13 protein-coding genes and 1 other annotated feature are annotated in these 18,811 nt (G+C 41.7%); of the genes, 6 read left to right on the top strand and 7 right to left on the bottom strand.

The window, feature by feature from the left end; genetic code table 11:
* Window positions 1-214 precede the first annotated feature (214 nt).
* Window positions 215-1,555 carry a branched-chain amino acid transport system II carrier protein gene (gene brnQ / locus ACFQWC_RS20970; protein WP_299739297.1) on the top strand — a complete coding sequence of 447 codons (1,341 nt, stop codon included), beginning with the start codon at window positions 215-217 and terminating at the stop codon, window positions 1,553-1,555.
* 121 nt (window positions 1,556-1,676) lie between these two features.
* Here brnQ and ezrA read toward each other — a convergent pair whose 3' ends face one another.
* Window positions 1,677-3,371, bottom strand: a complete 1,695-nt coding sequence (ezrA, locus tag ACFQWC_RS20975) for a septation ring formation regulator EzrA (RefSeq protein WP_377109013.1) — start codon at window positions 3,369-3,371, stop codon at window positions 1,677-1,679.
* Between the two features lie 279 nt (window positions 3,372-3,650).
* Here ezrA and hisJ point away from each other — a divergent pair, with 279 nt between their 5' ends.
* Entirely contained in the window at window positions 3,651-4,445 is a 795-nt protein-coding gene (hisJ, locus tag ACFQWC_RS20980) for a histidinol-phosphatase HisJ (RefSeq protein WP_377109014.1), read from the top strand.
* Window positions 4,446-4,499: 54 nt separating this feature from the next.
* Here hisJ and refZ read toward each other — a convergent pair whose 3' ends face one another.
* Window positions 4,500-5,153, bottom strand: coding sequence for a forespore capture DNA-binding protein RefZ (gene refZ / locus ACFQWC_RS20985; protein ID WP_377109015.1), 654 nt, complete (start codon window positions 5,151-5,153; stop codon window positions 4,500-4,502).
* A gap of 284 nt (window positions 5,154-5,437) precedes the next feature.
* Between refZ and ACFQWC_RS20990 the strand changes: the two genes are divergently transcribed.
* A complete protein-coding gene (locus tag ACFQWC_RS20990) occupies window positions 5,438-5,923 on the top strand; it encodes a GAF domain-containing protein (RefSeq protein WP_299739305.1) in 486 nt (161 codons plus the stop codon).
* Window positions 5,924-6,239: 316 nt separating this feature from the next.
* Here the strand turns inward: ACFQWC_RS20990 and megL are convergent, their stop codons facing one another.
* The 3 genes from megL to ACFQWC_RS21005 all read right to left on the bottom strand — a co-directional run bounded on the left by megL (window position 6,240) and on the right by ACFQWC_RS21005 (window position 10,075).
* Window positions 6,240-7,421, bottom strand: coding sequence for a methionine gamma-lyase (gene megL, locus ACFQWC_RS20995; RefSeq protein WP_299739309.1), 1,182 nt, complete (start codon window positions 7,419-7,421; stop codon window positions 6,240-6,242).
* Window positions 7,422-7,592: 171 nt separating this feature from the next.
* Window positions 7,593-9,425 (bottom strand): sensor domain-containing diguanylate cyclase, encoded by a 1,833-nt coding sequence (locus ACFQWC_RS21000; protein ID WP_377109016.1) that lies wholly within the window; start codon window positions 9,423-9,425, stop codon window positions 7,593-7,595.
* 38 nt (window positions 9,426-9,463) lie between these two features.
* A complete protein-coding gene (locus tag ACFQWC_RS21005) occupies window positions 9,464-10,075 on the bottom strand; it encodes a hypothetical protein (RefSeq protein WP_377109017.1) in 612 nt (203 codons plus the stop codon).
* Between the two features lie 332 nt (window positions 10,076-10,407).
* On the opposite strand from ACFQWC_RS21005, the gene rpsD reads away from it, so the two are divergent.
* Window positions 10,408-11,010, top strand: a complete 603-nt coding sequence (gene rpsD / locus ACFQWC_RS21010) for a 30S ribosomal protein S4 (protein ID WP_377109018.1) — start codon at window positions 10,408-10,410, stop codon at window positions 11,008-11,010.
* A 338-nt stretch (window positions 11,011-11,348) separates the two neighbouring features.
* Here the strand turns inward: rpsD and tyrS are convergent, their stop codons facing one another.
* Window positions 11,349-12,611 carry a tyrosine--tRNA ligase gene (gene tyrS / locus ACFQWC_RS21015; RefSeq protein WP_377109019.1) on the bottom strand — a complete coding sequence of 421 codons (1,263 nt, stop codon included), beginning with the start codon at window positions 12,609-12,611 and terminating at the stop codon, window positions 11,349-11,351.
* 73 nt (window positions 12,612-12,684) lie between these two features.
* Window positions 12,685-12,894, bottom strand: a binding site (T-box leader).
* Window positions 12,895-13,096: 202 nt separating this feature from the next.
* On the opposite strand from tyrS, the gene ACFQWC_RS21020 reads away from it, so the two are divergent.
* A complete protein-coding gene (locus ACFQWC_RS21020; RefSeq protein WP_299739322.1) occupies window positions 13,097-16,060 on the top strand; it encodes a transglycosylase domain-containing protein in 2,964 nt (987 codons plus the stop codon).
* Window positions 16,061-16,183: 123 nt separating this feature from the next.
* Here ACFQWC_RS21020 and acsA read toward each other — a convergent pair whose 3' ends face one another.
* Complete coding sequence (gene acsA / locus ACFQWC_RS21025; RefSeq protein ID WP_299739324.1) at window positions 16,184-17,902, bottom strand: acetate--CoA ligase; 1,719 nt, start codon at window positions 17,900-17,902, stop codon at window positions 16,184-16,186.
* A 253-nt stretch (window positions 17,903-18,155) separates the two neighbouring features.
* On the opposite strand from acsA, the gene ACFQWC_RS21030 reads away from it, so the two are divergent.
* Entirely contained in the window at window positions 18,156-18,788 is a 633-nt protein-coding gene (locus ACFQWC_RS21030) for a GNAT family N-acetyltransferase (RefSeq protein ID WP_299739326.1), read from the top strand.
* The last annotated feature ends 23 nt before the right edge of the window (window positions 18,789-18,811 follow it).

The raw sequence follows: 18,811 nt of genomic DNA on the forward strand, positions 1-18,811 counted from the left end.
ATTGTAGTAATACTAATTTTCTATAATTTTTTGCAATTTCCAAAAATAATCATTGAAAAATGACAGAATTTTTGCGAGAATCATAAAGGAAATAACGACAGAAGTTATTTAAATATACTAAATTGTAAGATTATTTAGTTTTTCGACATTTTTCTACAATCTTATGATAAGATATTTTTTGCTTATGATAACGATTACAAACGGAGGGGTATATATGAAAGAGAAAGCGCTATCATTTAGCCAAATCTTCACGATAGGATTAATGCTATTTGCTCTTTTCCTCGGAGCAGGTAATATGATTTTCCCGCCATTTCTCGGGCAGCAAGCCGGAGAACATGTGTGGACAGGTATTATCGGCTTTCTTATAACTGGAGTGGGGCTTCCTTTATTAGGCGTTATCGCCATTGCCAAATCGGGAGGAGACCTTCAAACACTTGCGAATCGTGTTCATCCATTATACGGGCTGGTTTTTACAATCGTGATGTACCTGGCCATCGGACCATTTTTCGGGATACCGAGAACGGGAACAGTTGCTTATGAAATCGGAGTAATCCCGTTTTTACCTGAAGATGTTGCGAAATATGGTATTCCTTTACTCGTTTATACGATTATCTTTTTTGGATTGACAGCATGGCTTGCTATGAATCCTTCTAAGCTCGTAGACAGAATAGGAAAGATTTTAACCCCTTCCCTTATCGTGATCCTTACGATCCTGGTAGTGAAAAGTATTGTAACACCTATGGGGGATTTCGGGGCACCGAACCCAGCTTATCAGGATGGACCCTTATTCAAGGGATTCATTGAAGGATATTTAACAATGGATACCATCGCTGCTTTAGTGTTTGGGATTGTGGTGATCAATTCGATTAAAGACCGTGGTGTGACGAGTAAAGCAAGCCTGACACGCATTACGATCATTGCAGGGGTGATCGCTGCTATCGGATTAGCACTTGTTTATTTATCCTTAAGTTACATTGGCGCAACTAGTACAGATTCCATCGGAACACAGGAAAACGGCGGCGCCATCCTATCTGCAGCGGCGAGTCATTTATTCGGCTCATCGGGAACGATCATCTTGGGACTCGCGATTACGTTTGCATGTATCACTACGTCAGTTGGACTTGTTTCTGCATGTTCACAATATTTCGCGAAGATTCTCCCTGTATCCTATCCGAAATTAGTGATCATCATGTCTGCATTTAGTATGATTATTGCCAATATTGGGTTGACTCAGCTGATTGCGGTATCATTACCGGTACTCATCTTCATCTATCCATTGGCAATCGTATTGATCTTACTGTCATTCATGCACAACGGATTTAACGGCTATTCTCTCGTCTACGTGGGAGCCCTGATTCCAACAGGTTTGATCAGTTTAATTGATGGCATCAAAACCGCTGGAGTCGACGTGACAGCCATTAGTCAATCACTTGAATTCCTTCCTTTCTATGCACAAGGAATCGGCTGGTTAGTACCAGCGATGATCGGTGCAATAATTGGATTCGTGATTGCCGCACTTGTTGGACAAACAAAGCGGACGATTGAAGCCAGTTAAAGCCGCTCCCGGGGCTTGTCGCCTCTAGCCCCGGAGCTGGATGGTAAACATGAAAAAGGACTGATTTAGAATGAATCTTCTAAATCAGTCCTTTTTATATGTGAGTCAGTCGAGCAGATTATTATTTTTCATGAACATCCATCATTTTCTCAATTTTCTTAAGAGCACCTGGCTCTACTTTTTCAATCGTTGTTGCGGCTTCTTCTAATGCTTTTCGGTAATCATAGTCACGGAAGGCTTCTTCAGCAGACTGAAGGCCATCTCTGACAGAACTGTACTTACTGCGATAGCGATTTCCGTATTGAATGATTTTCTCCGATAGAAGGACGTTTTCGATTAAATCTCGTGTCTTCGAATAGAAATGATCGACAGTGTCTTCTGCACCCAATAATGTTTCTTGTACAAACTTCATGTTCAAAGGTTTCTCAGTTAAACTGGCATTCACTTGCTCAATCTTCCGATGGACTTCATCGAGAAGCTCTTTGTAATCTGCAGGCAATCCTGGAACATTACTCTTTGAAATCATTCTGCTTGCTTCAGACACTTTTTTCTTAAGCTCCTGGATTTTCTCACGGGTAGCCAATTCATCTTTACGTAAGTTTTGTAAGTAGATGGAAAACTCACTTTGCTCCCGATTCAATTCTTCCAGGCCATTTCGGATTTCCTTTAACTCATCACTTAAAATGGAGTATGCTGTGACATTCGATTCTTCTTTATTCATCAACAATTCGTGGCGCTTTGAAAGCTGAATGATTTTCTTTTCTATTTCGCTCGGTGTACCAAGGTCTGCATCATGAAGATGGTAGCCTTGTTTCACTAAGCTTACTTCAGATTGGATGTCTTCATTATCTTCCTTCGCCCTGATCAATCCTTCAGTCGTTTGATCTTTATACTGTTGGACAAAGTGCTTGGCATGAACTTCTTTTTCCAATAAATCGTAAAGGGTCTCGACCTTCACCTTAATTTCCTGAATTCCTTCTTCTACCTCTTCTACCTGAAGCTCTTCAAGATTTTTATTGAAGTGGAGCAGGGTTTCCTTCAGGGATGCAACCTCTTTCCCGACTTCAATATGATCAAGCATGTATCCTTGATCTTTCATCTCTACGTATCCAGCTTCCAGCTCCGATAACTGAGATGGTAAAAGATTTTCACAATCGGTGATCAACTTAGGAATCGTCTCCATTTTGTAGGAAACATCTTTCATTTCCTGTGCCAGGCTAAGCACGATTTCTCTCGCATCCAGATAATTCCCCTGCTCTGTCAATTCATTGAATTGATTCATTTGTTCAGCGAGCCTATCTAAGATATTCTCTATGTACTTAGCTGTTTGACCATATGTATGACGATACGCAAGTAACCGTTTTTTACTGTCTCGATATTCTTCCTGAAGAGATTGAATTTCTTCACGGTTCTTCTCTTCACTACCAATTAACTCATTTAATTCTGATAGTATTTCCCCGATTTTCTCTTCCGTTTCCGTAAGAACCTTGTCGATCAGGGATAGTGTCGCTTTTGTTTTAGTAAAACGAAATTTATCGGTGTACTCTTCTGCATCGAATAGTAGTTCTTCAACATCAGGAAGCTGCACAGCAACAATCTCATCCCATCCCTGTCTCCAACCGTCAAACAATTCTTCTGTTTGCCCCGTCATATTCAATTGTTTCACTTTGGAGAGTTCATCTGAAACCGGCTTGTTCATAATTTCTATTTTCCAAGCTTCATAACGATCAATTTCAGCGTAATATTTTTTTCTAGAGATAAAACCAATAAGGAATATGATTAAGATAAGTATTATTCCAGCGATGACGTATTGCATCTTAAGCCCCCTGTTCAACTATTCAGTAGACATCTATATCAATTTGAATGTTTCATTAATAAATTCTCATTGCTATAATGATACCATGTTAACGACAATTTTTGACTATTAATTTCTAATTTTTCAGTGATAAAAGTCATTTTCAGCAAATTCAAGGAAAAATTGACTTCTTTATATGTATTTTTAATATTACTTTTCGTTGTTCATGGGAAATTGAAGGAATCAATCATTTGATTTATCAGTGCTTATTCATACTAATATACAAGGACGTGAAGACTTATGATAAAAGTGGACGGGCATATCCATACTCCTTTTTGTCCCCATGGAAGTGACGATACATTTGAAATGTATATCGAAAGAGCGCTCACTATAAACTATTCTACTATAACATTTACGGAGCATGCTCCACTTCCCCAGGGCTTTGAAGATACAACACCCGAGAAGGATAGCGGAATGGATCCATCGCATCTTTTAGAATACTTTCAAACTCTGGATATCCTTAAGGAGAAATATAAAGATAAAATCACGATTCGTTCAGGATTAGAAGTAGATTACATTGCAGGATTTGAGAAAGAAACAGCAGAATTTTTAAGTGCTTACGGTCCTCGATTGGATGATAGTATTCTTTCTGTCCATTTTTTGCAGCACAAGGGAAGATGGGATTGTCTTGACTTCAGTCCTGATGTATTCAAGTCTATGATTGAGCATTACGGATCCGTCGATGCGATTTACGAACGCTATTATGATACAGTATTAAATTCTATCAGAGCTGACTTAGGACCCTATAAGCCTAAACGGATCGGTCATATGACCCTCGTAAAGAAATTTCAACAGCTGTATCCTGCCTCTCATGCTTTTTCAGAGAAAACCTCTTTGATATTAAAAGAAATAGCATCGAGAAATCTGGAATTGGATTATAATGGGGCTGGCCTGGTGAAGCCCTTCTGTGGTGAGCCCTATCCCCCAACAGAAATCATTCAACAAGCTCTTTCCTTGGGAATCAAAACCGTTTACGGGTCTGATGCCCATACAGCTGCCGGTATAGAACAAGGTAGGGCAGAGATGCAATTATAAAAGATAAAGAACTCTTCTACCTGACGAGAAGAGTTCTTTTTGGGTTATGCATGCCTAGATAATCAGCTCTTTCTTCATGACTTCCTTCGCTTCTGAAACGAGTAATAAATCAATCCATTGATCAATATTCTTGTAGTATTGATCGATAAAATAATATTCCTGAGGAAACATTTGCCATACTTCCCTTAATTGCTGGCTATTGAGAAACGGCATCGTCAGCATGGACTTGAGCTGAATCACTAAAAAGCTGACAGGCTGCTTCTTCAGGGCATGATCTTTCATCCCTTGTTCAAACAATCGCTTCATATAATATCTTTCTTTCATTAGATAAGAAGAAATGATTTCACGCACAACCTGTGAATCAATCGAAACTTCCCTCCAGATGAACCTGGATAATTGATGATGTTCACTTTGGAATTTCAAGATTTTGTACACTGCCCGCTTTAAGCATAAATCAGCACTTACATAGTTCAATGCTTCCACTTCTTCCTGAAGAAAGCGCAGATACTGTTCAAAGAATTGAGTAAAGCATGCTTCTAATACTCCCTGCTTCCCTTTAAAGTAATAGTAGATGGTAGCAGGGTTTACATTCGCTCTTTTTGCTATATCCCGGACAGAGGTCCCATCAAAACCATGATCATAAAACAAATACACGGCTGCTTGAAAAATAGCTTCTTTCGTCGGTATGGAGGTATCTAGTTTTTTCATATTTCCCCTTCTTTCAAATATGATAGGCTTATGAAAAAAACAGTGACGAGGGTTCAATCTATTAAAAATCTTATGATGAAAAAATCTTAATCATTGAAGGTTAGGATGAAATATGCTAAAAATGGTTCAATAGATGTTTCTATTATAGTTTGTTTACTCAAAGAATTCGTGTTTTCATGTGGATTTCCTCTAAGTATTTCTCGACAGGATTTGTTGTATAGAAGGCTTCGGGGAACAAACGGACATGAAATAACGCACATTTTGTAGAATTGGGGGAGTTGTTGGTGTTTAAAGCAGAAAAATATCAAGGTACAAAGGAACAGGGCTTTGGTCTTGTTACGAAACAACTGAAAGCTTTATTAGAAGGTGAACCAAATCAAATAGCGAATTTAAGCAATGCTTCCGCCCTTTTAAATCAATTCATGGACCGTATTAACTGGGTAGGCTTTTATTTATATGAAGAAGAAAGCAAACAATTGGTATTAGGACCATTCCAGGGTCTGCCTGCATGCGTGAGAATCCCATTAGGAAGAGGCGTTTGCGGTACATCCGCAAGTGAACAAAAAACGCTTCTGATCGATGATGTCCACCAATTCCCGGGACATATCGCCTGTGATGCAGCCTCTCAATCAGAGATTGTCATCCCTCTTGTGAAAGAAGGAAAACTGATCGGAGTCCTGGATATTGATAGTCCGGAAAAAGCTAGATTTGATGAAGAGGATCAGAAGTATCTGGAAATCTTTGTGGAAGAACTAATGCGTCACCTTTAATACGTGAACATGATGATAGGACCCTGCAGGTGTTTTTCATAACCTGAAAGGCCTTTTTTTATTTAGATTGGAAAAGAGCTTTATCATATCCATTTTTTTGATGAATGATTCAATTTGGACTGGTGTTCATGGCTTGATATACGAAAGAGTACGGGATATTGTCCAATTTGGCGGGTGTTGTGCCACCTTCACCATTTGTTGTGCCACTTTCACCATTTGTTGTGCCAAATTGTGAATATCAGCTGTACACTAATCACTATTACAACACATGACTAAAAAGGAAGGAACCAGCCAACCCGGTTCCTTCCTTTTTCCCTTATGCCTTATCCAACGCCTGCGATAAATCATCCCATATATCCTCCGGTGCTTCCAATCCTACGGAAAGCCTTAGGAGCGTGTCACTGATTCCCATGCTTTTTCTAGACTCCTCTGGTACGACTGCATGAGTCATGGTCGCCGGATGCTGGATCAATGTTTCCGCATCCCCCAGACTCACGGCAATCTTGATCATCTCCAGATCATCCATAAGCTTCTGGGCCTCTTCTTTCGAACCTTTTATCGTAAAGGAAATCATTCCTCCGGCTTTCTTCATTTGTTTCCTCATTACCTCATGTTGAGGATGATTGGAATGGCCAGGGTAAATGACGGTTTCTACTGCCGGATGTTCGGCTAAAAGACCTGCAATCTTCTCAGCACTTTCACAGTGACGATCCATCCGCACTGCCAACGTTTTTAACCCTCTTAATAATAACCATGCATCAAAAGGAGAAATGATTCCTCCAATGTCCTTCTGTGTCGTCATGCGAATTTCTGCCATCTTCTCCTGTGATCCCACAACGAGCCCCGCGACCACATCTCCATGACCGCCAATGTACTTCGTCGCGCTATGAATGACAATATCGCATCCCAGTTCCAATGGTCGTTGTAAATAAGGAGAACAGAATGTATTATCGACCACTACTGGAATTCCTTTTTCCCGGGCGACCTTCACGACAAGCTCAAGATCGATTAACTGCATAGTCGGATTGATTGGTGTTTCAACATAGATACAGCTCGTTTGTTCCGTGATTTTCTCACGGATTTCCTCTTCTGTACTCATGGAAGAAAAGTCATGTTGAATGGAAAATTTCTCTTGAAGCAGCTGAAGCAGGCCGAACGTGCAGCCATAAACCCCTTGAGAGCATAGGACATGATCTCCTGATTTGGTTAAGGAAAATAACACGGCGGATACAGCTGCCATACCGGAACCAAAGGCAAGGGCAGCCCCGCCACCCTCTAACGATGCCATTCTGTCTTCCAGAATCGATACTGTCGGATTTCCCAATCTTGAATATATATATCCTTCCTCTTCACCAGCAAATCGATTTTCCCCTTGTTTCGCATTTGCAAAGGTATAAGTAGAAGTTTGATATAAAGGTGGCGCTAAACTATCAAAATGCCGGGATGATGCATACCCCTCATGAATCACCCTTGTTTCAAAACGCTTCTCTTCTTTCATATAGTATTCCTCCCAGTATTCCCTTTAAGTCTAAGTAACTACTATTCTAGAATATGATAACCACGACAAAAAAGAAAGCGGTTACACTAAAGTGGTAAAGGGCTATCAACGGTTGTCCCCCAATAAGAATAAGCCGGAGGAGCCATATCGACTCCGGCTTGTTGAAGAACATTATTCCATGATCATTCCATCACAATCTTTCACAACCTGGTTCTTACCATTATTCTTTGCATGATAGAGTGCATCATCTGCTTTTTTTACTAATTCCTTCACAGATTTGGGGCACTGGTTATCCCATCCTCTCCAAGTGGATAATCCACAGGACAGGGTTACGGAAGGATCCGTTTTTATAGGAATCTGTTCGACAATGCGTTGAGCAATCACCAATCCATCCTCAACATCAAGAGAAGGTAAATAGACCGCTAATTCCTCTCCTCCCCATCTGGCAACAAATCCATGATGACTTACGATTCCTTTAATCAGGTTCGCCACCCCTATTATGACTTCATCACCAATTTGATGTCCGTAATTATCATTAATGGCTTTGAAATCATCGATATCAATTAACAGGAAGGTTCCCAATGAATCCTTACCCATGGAAGATTCCATTTCCTCATCGAGAAAATTTCGTGCGAATAGTTTGGTCATATGATCGGTAATGACCATATGCTCAAGCTTTTCACGAAGGGTTGCATTGGTTATCGCAAGGGTCGAGTGATGGATAAAGGACTGAAGCAGCTTATACATATCAAATGAAAACATGTATGGTTCTTTATGTAACACTACGCAAAACCCTAGCAGGGCTTCATTCTGAATCATGGGCACGGCCATGACGGATGGAAAGGCCGCCCCCATATCAAATCGATCGCTCACATCTCCTAAAAAGATCGCATCCCGTTCCTTCTCGATTCTCTCCTTTACATAAGAGATGTACTTTTCCCCTTCTTCTTCAAAAAAAACAGAAGAGCTTTCTTCCAGGATTCTATACTCCCCTTCTTGATGGAGTACAAATCCAATCGCTGATGCTTGAAAGGAACGTTTAATCTGCTTCTTTAAAAACATAACCGTATCCGTCAAACGCAAATTCAAGTTTAATTGGTGGGAGGTTTCATTAATAAGCTGCAGATCGGTAATGAGCCGTTTAGATTGTTCATAGAGCTTGGCATTTTCAAGAGCGCTCCCTGTCGTATAGGCAAGCAAACGAATGAACTCTATCTTCTGGTCCGTGAAGGTTGCATTGGATTTTGACTTCACCTCAAGCACCCCATAGATTCCCTGCTTCCCTCTTAAAGGTGCATATAGGACATTCTGTTCACCGACTTCAATATTCCCATTCACAAATGCCTGCATGGCAGACTCATTGGCACGATCAAAGTCAAAGTTTTTAATGGGGAGAGTCCCGAATTCATACCGGTCGTTAGACAATAACAAGTGAAATTCATCAATTGGGAACACTTGCTTCAGCGTTTCAATGATCTGTACGAGAAGCGTATGGACATCCCTAGTGGAGTGAAAGATCTCTGTTACTTTAAATAATTCCCTGTACCGTTTCTCATCTTCGAGTACGGTCTGGATTCCACCTGTATGCTGTAAAAACTGATTGCTTGCTTCCCAAAAGGCATGGAGCCAGCCTTCATCCACCTTTTCTTTCCGATCCTCCCTCTTTACTAAAAGAATCGCTAAAGGACTGCCATCTTTATTCGTAAAGTGAAAACGAATGGTGAAATGTTCCTCTTCCTCGACCATAACAGGAGGAAGAATGTATTCCTCCTTTGTTTCAGCAAGAGTGAGAGGAACATCCCTATTGTGACCGGGGTGGTATAAGAAATAGGCAGACTCGCTATAAAAATATAAAAATGCCCGATCAATATCAAGGCAGTCTTTGATAATCGTCAGCCACTTTTGCAATTGAGCAGAATGCCCCGACTCTGCTGACATTTCTTCATATATTAAATCAAAAAGCTTTGACTTATATTCAAGTAAAGAATGATGAATTACATACATTTTTCTCACCCACACCTAAAAGGTTTGTGAAACTATTATCATCGCTGGCCCTGAGCCAGTACCAAATCTTCTTGTAGTACAACGAGCCATAATGACTGATCCACCGCTAAGGAATGGACTTGTACAGGTTCTGCTTTTCGATCTGACAGATCCAATTGAATCGGGTCTTTGTCTTCATTAAAGGAAATGTCTATCAACTGGTCACGCTCATTATATTCAAAGGGGTGTTGACTGGAAATCATTGAAGAAGGAGCATCCTTTTTCTCTTGTAAAACCTCTAAAGATTCCGAAAATAACACCCATTGTTTCTTATCTAATTGGACACAGATCCCATTTTTATCTTTTGTGAGCCCTAACATTTTCACGGTTTTCTTTAACGACACACTATGTACTACCTTAAAATAATACTGATTTCCTCTATCAAGTTCATACATAATAAGGACAGGCTGGTCTTGAGCCATCTTCGCTACAGCAATGATGGGATTCCGCTCTCCGTTTCCTGCAGATAATACTTCCGCATGGATCGGTTGTTCAGGAACCATCACGTGTTCTCTCGAGTTAGAAGAATAAACAAACCCTCCTAAAACAACCAATATACACAGGCCGATCAATACAAATCGAAGGGTTTTTTCTCTTTTTGATTCTTTCAACGACACTCACCTATTTAACATATTTTCCAAGTTTTATTATAGCACAAGAAATGACTTATGGACTATTTAAGCCGATCACCTTTGCATAAATCTACGAATCCAAAATACTTACTTGACTTCTATTCTCTCGCATCATATAATATTCTTTGTGTAAAATAATGCAGCTTCAGTGAAGTCCTTTATGATCGTATTTTGTTCCTCTAACCTTGAGGTGTATCTTGTAACCCTCTGCTGCTAGGGCGAAGGTACATGAAAACAAAATGCACATAATTGTTTATTCACAGGTGTTTTTATTTTACAACAAAATAAAAACAATAAAGGAGGAGTCATTCATGGCTCGATATACTGGCCCAAGCTGGAAATTATCTCGTCGTCTTGGAATCTCTCTAAGCGGTACGGGTAAAGAATTAGAAAAGCGTCCTTACGCTCCTGGACAACATGGTCCAAACCAACGTAAAAAAATCTCTGAGTACGGTTTACAACTTCAAGAGAAGCAAAAACTTCGTCACATGTACGGAGTAACTGAGCGTCAATTCCGTAACCTATTTGACCAAGCTGGCAAATTACAAGGTAAACACGGTGAAAACTTCATGGCGCTACTTGAGTGCCGCCTGGATAACGTTGTTTATCGTTTAGGTCTTGCTCGTACTCGCCGTCAAGCTCGTCAACTTGTTAACCACGGTCACGTTACAGTGAACGGATCTCGCGTAGACATCCCTTCATTCCGCGTTCTTCCTGGTCAAACAATCTCAGTTCGTGAAAAATCACTTAACCTTGACATCATCAAAGAAGCGATGGAAGTGAACAGCTTTGTTCCTGAATTCCTAACTTTCGATGCTGACAAATTAGAAGGTACATTCACTCGCGTTCCTGAGCGTTCTGAATTACCAGCTGAAATCAATGAAGCTCTTATCGTTGAGTTCTACTCTCGTTAATCTTTGTGAGAAAAACACTGTCCATTTTATGGGCAGTGTTTTTTTTTAACTTCTTTAGTTGTTTGAACATTTATTAGTAAAAATCGAAGAGTTCACATCTGTTTTACGTATGTGATGGAATTAGGAGAAGCGTTTCTTATGAAGTTATTTTCAAATTTTGAGATATATTTTCAAAAATGGACTGTTTATTTTCAATTTTCAAGATATATTTTCAAAAATGGCACTTTTATTTTCAATTAATACAATATATTTTCAAATCCCCCTTCCGGACACAAAAAAGCACGGTACCCGCTCCAAAAAGAGGAACGGATACCGCACTGTCAGATTCAATACTAGTATTATACGTACTGAATTCTAAAATATTTCTTCTTTCCGCGGCGAATGATGGTAAATTGTCCTTCGATTTTGTCACCTTCGCCCATCACATGCTGAAGATCCGTGATACGCTCACCGTTGATGTAAATCGCACCGTTCCCAACATCCTCACGTGCCTGACGCTTGGAAGGCGAGATTTTTGCATTGACGAGCAGATCGATTAATCCGACTTCTTCTCCTTTATATTGTTCAAAAGAAGGAACATCTTTGAATCCTTCCAGAATTTCAGAAGCTGATAAAGACTGGATATCACCACTGAATAAAGCTTGTGTAATGCGGATTGCTTGGTCAAGTGCTTCCTCACCGTGAATGAGCTTAGTCATCTCTTCTGCTAACGCCTTTTGCGCCTTGCGTAGGTGTGGCTCCGTATCAACGGACTGAGCCAATGCATCGATTTCTTCATGGGAAAGGAATGTAAAGTATTTCAGGTACTTCACTACATCTGCATCGGCCGCATTGATCCAGAACTGGTAGAACTCGTAAGGAGATGTCTTCTTCGGATCTAACCAAATCGCCCCACTTTCGGTTTTACCAAATTTACTTCCGTCCGCTTTCGTTACGAGTGGAATCGTGAAACCAAATGCCTTCGTTTCTTCTTCATGGGTACGTCTGATCAATTCAAGGCCAGTCGTGATATTTCCCCACTGATCACTTCCACCGATTTGGAGCTTACAATTGTAGTTGTCGTATAGATGATTAAAGTCCAGCGCCTGCAGAATGGTATACGTAAACTCAGTGAACGAAATACCTGATTCTAAGCGTGATGCAATTGTATCTTTCGCCAACATGTAATTCACACCCACGTGCTTACCGAAATCACGAAGGAATGTAACAACATCCATTGCTCCGATCCAGTCATAGTTATTCACCATCACTGCACCATTTTCCCCTTCGAAATCGAAAATGCTTTGGAGCTGCACTTTAATGCTCGCTACATTCCCTTGAATCGCTTCAATTGTCTGCAATTTACGTTCCTCATTTTTCCCACTCGGGTCACCGATCAGGCCAGTTGCTCCCCCCACTAACACGAGAGGACGATGCCCTTGATTCTGAAAGCGTCGCAGTGTTAAAAATGGCAGGAGATGCCCGATATGCATACTGTCTGCTGTTGGATCAATCCCGCAGTAAATGGAGATACTTTCTTTATTCAACAGGTCCTTCAACCCTTCAGCGTCCGTTTGCTGATACGTGATTCCACGCCATTCCAAATCTTTTATCAAATCCATGTTTTTTCCTCCTTTTTTGTAAAACACGCACGGCAATACCCGAAAAAAGACAACAAAAAAGTCCCTGCAAATATGCAGGGACGCTGTCGCGCGGTACCACCCAATTTAAGGAATTACATCCTTCACTCATTAAAGATAACGGCTTTAACCGTTTGCTGCTACTAAAGGTTCACAGCAAAAGCTCCAGGATGTAATTCATCTGCCATTTGTGTCAGTTTACAGCAACCACTGACTCTCTTTTTAACAGGGAAGGCAGACTACTTATTCCTCTCATTGCGATCACACATTCATTTTTTAAGTTCATACATCCAGCTAAGAAGCCAGATCATCAATCATTCGCTATATAAGGTTTTTACCACATTCTAAATAAATAGTCAATAAACCTACTAAAAATACTGCCCGACCAACAACCCTTTTATTTGACTTTTTACGACAGCTCTCTCGTAAATATGCTATAATGGGAATGTTCTGGGGGGAATGATTATATGAAGGAAAAATGGAACAAATTACTTGAAAAACTAGATCCTGCAATCAGGTTCTTTTCAAATACTGGATTTCAAAAACGAGCTAGAATTACATACGGAGTATTTTGGAACCTATCCCTGATACTTGTCGTTCTATTTGTATTAGGCTTTGCATTTGCAGGAGGAGTCGGAGCCGGTTATTTCGCTTCTCTCGTGAAGGAAGAACCGATTCGTCCTTATGACCAAATGAAAAAGGACATTTACAACTATGAAGAAACGTCGCAGCTTTACTTCGCTGATAATGTCTATCTGGGAAAACTCCGGACGGACTTGGAGCGCGAAGAAGTAAAGCTTAAAGATGTCTCCGAAGACCTGCGGAATGCTGTCATTGCAACGGAAGATGAATACTTCAAAGATCATAACGGTGTCGTACCCAAGGCAATCATGCGTGCCGTACTTCAGGAATTCACCAATTCCTCTACCCAATCAGGTGGAAGTACACTCACTCAACAGCTGATCAAAAACCAAATTCTGACGAATGAAGTATCCTTTGAACGAAAAGCGAAGGAAATTCTTCTTGCTTTACGTTTAGAAAGATTTTTTGAGAAAGACGAAATACTGGAAGCGTATCTGAATGTAGCGACTCTTGGTCGTAATTCTTCCGGTCGGAATATCGCCGGTGTCCAATCGGCTGCTCAAGGGATCTTCGGAGTGGACGCCAAAGATTTAACCTTGCCTCAATCTGCTTTCATTGCAGGACTTCCACAAGCTCCTTTCTCTTACACTCCATTCACGAATAACGGAGAAATGAAAGAGAATCTGGAAGCCGGAATGAGCCGTAAAAACACTGTACTCTACAGAATGCACCGGGAAGGTTACATTACGAAAAAAGAGTACAATGATGCTGTTGCCTATGACCTGTCGAAAGATTTCATCAAGGCTAAACCATCACCGAGCGAACAATATCCATGGCTGACAGCTGAACTGGAAAGCAGGGCAGTGGATATTATGACGGATGTACTGGCTGAGAAAGACGGATATTCAAAACAAGACCTTGAAAACAATGATGAGCTTGAAGAAAAATACCGCACGCTCGCGGATCGTAATGTCCGTCAAAGCGGATATGAAATTCATTCAACCATCAATAAAAAAATCTATGATCAAATGCAGAAAACAAAAGATGCCTATGAAATGTATGGTCCTTCTAAGTTTGTAACGGCAACGGACCCTGAAACAGGAGAAGAAGTGGAAGTACAGGAACCGGTTCAGGTCGGAGCGATCATGATTGAAAATAAGACGGGACGCATCATCAGTTTCATCGGCGGCCGTGACTTTAAAACGGAACAAATCAATCATGCCACTCAGGCACTGAGATCGAACGGGTCCACCATGAAGCCATTACTTGCGTATGCCCCGGCACTGGAATACGGATACATTTCACCTGGATCCCCTATTCCTGACGTTGGTGTAAACATCAATGGGTGGACGCCTGAAAACTACTCGCTTAATGAACGCGGACTTTTCCCTGCAAGACATGCACTTGCAGAATCATTGAACTTACCTGCAGTAAGAACATATGCCAATATCTATAACCGAAATCCATTTAAAGAATTCCTTCTGAAAATGGGATTCTCATCACTTAACAGCCGATATGATAATAACCTGTCACTTGCACTGGGAGCCACGACAAGTGGTGTAACAGTCGAAGAAAACGTAAATGCCTACACCACTTTTGCAAACGGCGGAAAATTCATTGATGCCTACATGATTGATAAAATTGTCGATCAAGAAGGCAATGTGGTTTACGAGCATAAAGTAGAACCGGTGGATGTGTTCAGTCCGCAGACTGCTTACCTCACCATCGATATGATGAGAGATACCCTGGATCATTCACTAGGTACGGGGCGTTATGCGAAGAAATTCCTGAACTTTGGTTCAGACTGGGCCGGGAAATCCGGAACGAGTCAGGATTACAAGGATCACTGGTTTGTCGCATCCAATCCGAGCATCACTTTCGGAACCTGGTTCGGATATGACACACCTTCTTCATTAAATACACCGGGATCCCGGGCACAGTATGGACATTATGGATTACGTAATATCCGCTTATGGTCATACTTATTGAATGATACGAGGGACTTGGCTCCTGAGCTGATCGATCCCGATGCTTCGTTTACAGCACCGGAAGGCATTGTAAGGAGATCCTTCTGCTCCATTTCCGGATTGCTGCCATCAGAAGCATGCAGTCAGGCCGGGTTAGTGAAAAGTGACTTATTCAACGCTAAATATGTACCGACCAAAACCGATGACAGCTTACTAATGAGCCGTTATGTCATGGTTAACGGAAAGAAATATTTAGCTCTGCCTAATACGCCGGAAGAATTTTCACAGCCGGGAGTGATCTTGAATCCTGACTTTGTGAAGAATGTATTTGGTTCTGTACCTGGAGATCCAAACAAACTCATTCCGGAAGGTGACAATCGATTCAAAAATGTTCTGATTGCAGAAAATAAAATTTCTGACGACGGATCAGCTCCCGGTACGGTAAAAGCAAGTGCTAATGGAAATACCATCACTTGGACGTCATCCGCAAGCAGCGATGTCGTCGGATACCGTGTATATAGTAAATCTGGCGGCAAGGTCGGCAGTGTCAAGTCTGGCGGAAGTTATTCAGTTTCCGTTGGAAATGGTGATTTCTATGTGGTTTCCGTAGACGTAGCCGGAAGACAATCTGCACCTTCCAATACTGTACAAATCGGAAAACCGGAGGCTGAGCCAAAGCCTGAAAAACCGGCAACGGATCCGAAACCGCCTGGTGATAAACCAGCCGATCCCCCTCCTAAACCAGACAAGCCTGAGCCACCACCGCCACCTCCATCTGATGATGGAGGCGGTGATGGCGGCGGTGGAGACGATGGAGGCGGTGACGGTGGCGGCGCAACCGAGCCACCGACTGAGCCTGATCCACCTGCTGAGCAGAACTAGATACAAGTTGAAAACGAGCGAAAGTATTTACTTTTCGCTCGTTTTTTTGTTCCCTCCCTCGCCCAAACCAAAAAAGCACCCACAAAAGAACCCCCGCTCCACGAGCGGGGGTTCTTCCACCTATTAATCTTCCATTGTACTTAAATCACCGGTAGGGAGGTCTAACTCCCATGCCTTCAATACTCGGCGCATGATTTTTCCGCTTCGTGTCTTCGGAAGTTTGTCTCGGAATTCGATTTCTCTAGGAGCCGCATGGGCAGCTAATCCTTTTTTAACAAATTGACGAATCTCTTCTTTTAGCTCATCTGTCACTTCATATCCGTCGCGAAGAGCGATGAACGCTTTGATGATTTCGCCGCGAACCGGATCAGGCTTTCCAATAACACCTGCTTCGGCGACTGCCGGATGTTCTACAAGCTTGCTTTCTACTTCAAATGGACCTACTCGTTCTCCAGACGTCATGATGACATCATCAATCCGGCCCTGGAACCAGAAATATCCGTCTTCATCCATATAAGCTGAATCTCCAGAAACATACCAGTCACCAGGCATGAAGTATGAGTCATACTTCTGTGGATTATTCCAGATCTGGTTCATCATGGACGGCCAGCCTTTTTTGATCGCTAAGTTCCCCATGCGGTATGGGGGCACTTCGTTTCCTTGATCATCCACAATCGCTGCTTTCACTCCCGGGAATGGTTTCCCCATGGAACCTGGCTTGATTTCCATGCTCGGATAGTTACAGATCAATTGACCGCCTGTTTCCGTCATCCACCAAGTATCATGGATGCGGAGATTGAATACTTTCATTCCCCAGCGCACAACTTCCGGATTCAGTGGTTCACCTACGCTCAGGATATGGCGAAGAGAGCTTAAGTCGAATTGTTTCACGACTTCATCCCCGGCACCCATCAACATCCTGAAAGCCGTTGGAGCACTGTACCAAACCGTCACTCCATAGTCTTCGATCGTTTTATACCAGTTCTCAGGCTTGAAGCGTCCCCCTACAATAACGTTCGAGGCACCTGTCAGCCACGGGCCGAAGATTCCATATGAAGTCCCTGTGACCCAGCCCGGATCAGCTGTGCACCAATACACATCCTCTTCCTGAAGGTCGAGCACCCATTTGGAAGTTTGATAATGTTGGATCATAGCGTTATGGACATGAAGGACCCCTTTTGGTTTTCCAGTGGACCCTGATGTATAGTGAAGGATCAACCCATCGTTCCGGTCTACCCATTCTACTGCCAGTTTATCGCTCGCTTCAGCAAATTTTGATAGGAAGTCAACATGAACATCGTCCTCCTGTACCTCATCCCCAATTAGAAACACATGCTTTAAGTTCGGAAGTTCACTTACCGGAACCCTCTTTAATAGTTCAGGAGTCGTGATCAGTACCTTTGCTTCACTATCCTCTAATCGATCACGGACGGCTCCCTCCATGAATGCTTCAAACAGAGGACCTACGATGGCACCCAGCTTGATCGCACCCAATACGGAGAAATACAATTCCGGTGATCTCGGCATGAAGATGAAGACACGGTCACCTTTTTCAACATCCCCAAAACGCTTCAATACATTTCCTGCTTTGTTCGACATCTTCTTCATATCAGAGTACGTATATTTTTCATCACGTTCTGCATCTCGGTAATAAAGAGCGACTTTATTTTTCCTGAAAGATACTGCATGTCGGTCGATTGCTTCATGAGCCAGATTAACACGTCCTGTTTCCGCCCATGAAAATTCTTTTTCAACATCTTTCCAATCAAATGATTCATACGTATTTTCATAGCTCTCAAGATTATAGTTTCCCTTTGTCACTGGTAACGCTTCCACTTTCATATACCGCATCCCCCTTATGTAAGAAATTACAATCTTATTATAGTATAAATTTAATATTTTCTCAATTTTTTAAAAAATCTGCCATAAAGTTCTCCCTAGTATTTTTAGGACAAAAACGGTTCAAACCCCTGCTCTATATAGGTATTGCAGAATAATATTTCCTCTGCAGACGTCTGAAAATTTCGTGAAAGCGCTATACATTTTTTCATTTCATGTATAATGTACTTGAGGAATATCTTTAGGTGGTGTCCAGATGAAATTGAAAAAAACCTATAATGCAACAGAATTAAAGACAACAAAAGGGAATCTCATCATTGAAGGCCCGATTTCCGCTGAAGAATTGGCACGTCTTGATTTTCACGAAGACTTGGTCGCTTTCAGACCTCCTGCTCAGCAACATAAAGCCCTTGTTGAGATTGCCGGTTTACCAGAAGGACGAATTCTGATTGCGAGAGACAATCATACGATCGTTGGGTATGTTACATATTTATATCCTGATCCTCTTGAACGCTGGTCTCAAGGGAAAATGGAGAATCTTATCGAGCTTGGAGCAATCGAGGTCATCCCTAAATACCGCGGGGCTTCCGTCGGGAAAAACCTGTTAAGGGTTTCCATGATGGATGATCATATGGAAGATTTTATTGTCATTACGACTGAATACTATTGGCATTGGGACCTTAAAGGAACCGGCTTGAACGTATGGGAATATCGTAAGGTGATGGAAAAGATGATGAACGCTGGCGGTTTGGAGTATTACGCAACTGATGACCCTGAAATCAGCTCCCATCCAGCCAATTGTTTAATGGCGAGAATCGGTAAAAGAGTGGATTCAGATTCCATCCAACGATTTGATCAGCTGAGATTTATGAATCGTTTTATGTATTAATGGAGTTCTGACAAGTTTTCTAA

It is taken from the genome of Rossellomorea sp. GCM10028870 (assembly GCF_042666755.1).
Classification (GTDB): domain Bacteria; phylum Bacillota; class Bacilli; order Bacillales; family Bacillaceae_B; genus Rossellomorea.

Coding starts and splice junctions, on each gene's coding strand:
- refZ (WP_377109015.1), bottom strand. CDS start 5,153: ATGAAAAAACTAGATACCTCCATACCGACGAAAGAAGCTATTTTTCAA.
- ACFQWC_RS21000 (WP_377109016.1), bottom strand. CDS start 9,425: ATGTATGTAATTCATCATTCTTTACTTGAATATAAGTCAAAGCTTTTT.
- brnQ (WP_299739297.1), top strand. CDS start 215: ATGAAAGAGAAAGCGCTATCATTTAGCCAAATCTTCACGATAGGATTA.
- ACFQWC_RS21020 (WP_299739322.1), top strand. CDS start 13,097: ATGAAGGAAAAATGGAACAAATTACTTGAAAAACTAGATCCTGCAATC.
- megL (WP_299739309.1), bottom strand. CDS start 7,421: ATGAAAGAAGAGAAGCGTTTTGAAACAAGGGTGATTCATGAGGGGTAT.
- ACFQWC_RS21030 (WP_299739326.1), top strand. CDS start 18,156: ATGAAATTGAAAAAAACCTATAATGCAACAGAATTAAAGACAACAAAA.
- acsA (WP_299739324.1), bottom strand. CDS start 17,902: ATGAAAGTGGAAGCGTTACCAGTGACAAAGGGAAACTATAATCTTGAG.
- hisJ (WP_377109014.1), top strand. CDS start 3,651: ATGATAAAAGTGGACGGGCATATCCATACTCCTTTTTGTCCCCATGGA.
- tyrS (WP_377109019.1), bottom strand. CDS start 12,611: ATGGATTTGATAAAAGATTTGGAATGGCGTGGAATCACGTATCAGCAA.
- ezrA (WP_377109013.1), bottom strand. CDS start 3,371: ATGCAATACGTCATCGCTGGAATAATACTTATCTTAATCATATTCCTT.
- rpsD (WP_377109018.1), top strand. CDS start 10,408: ATGGCTCGATATACTGGCCCAAGCTGGAAATTATCTCGTCGTCTTGGA.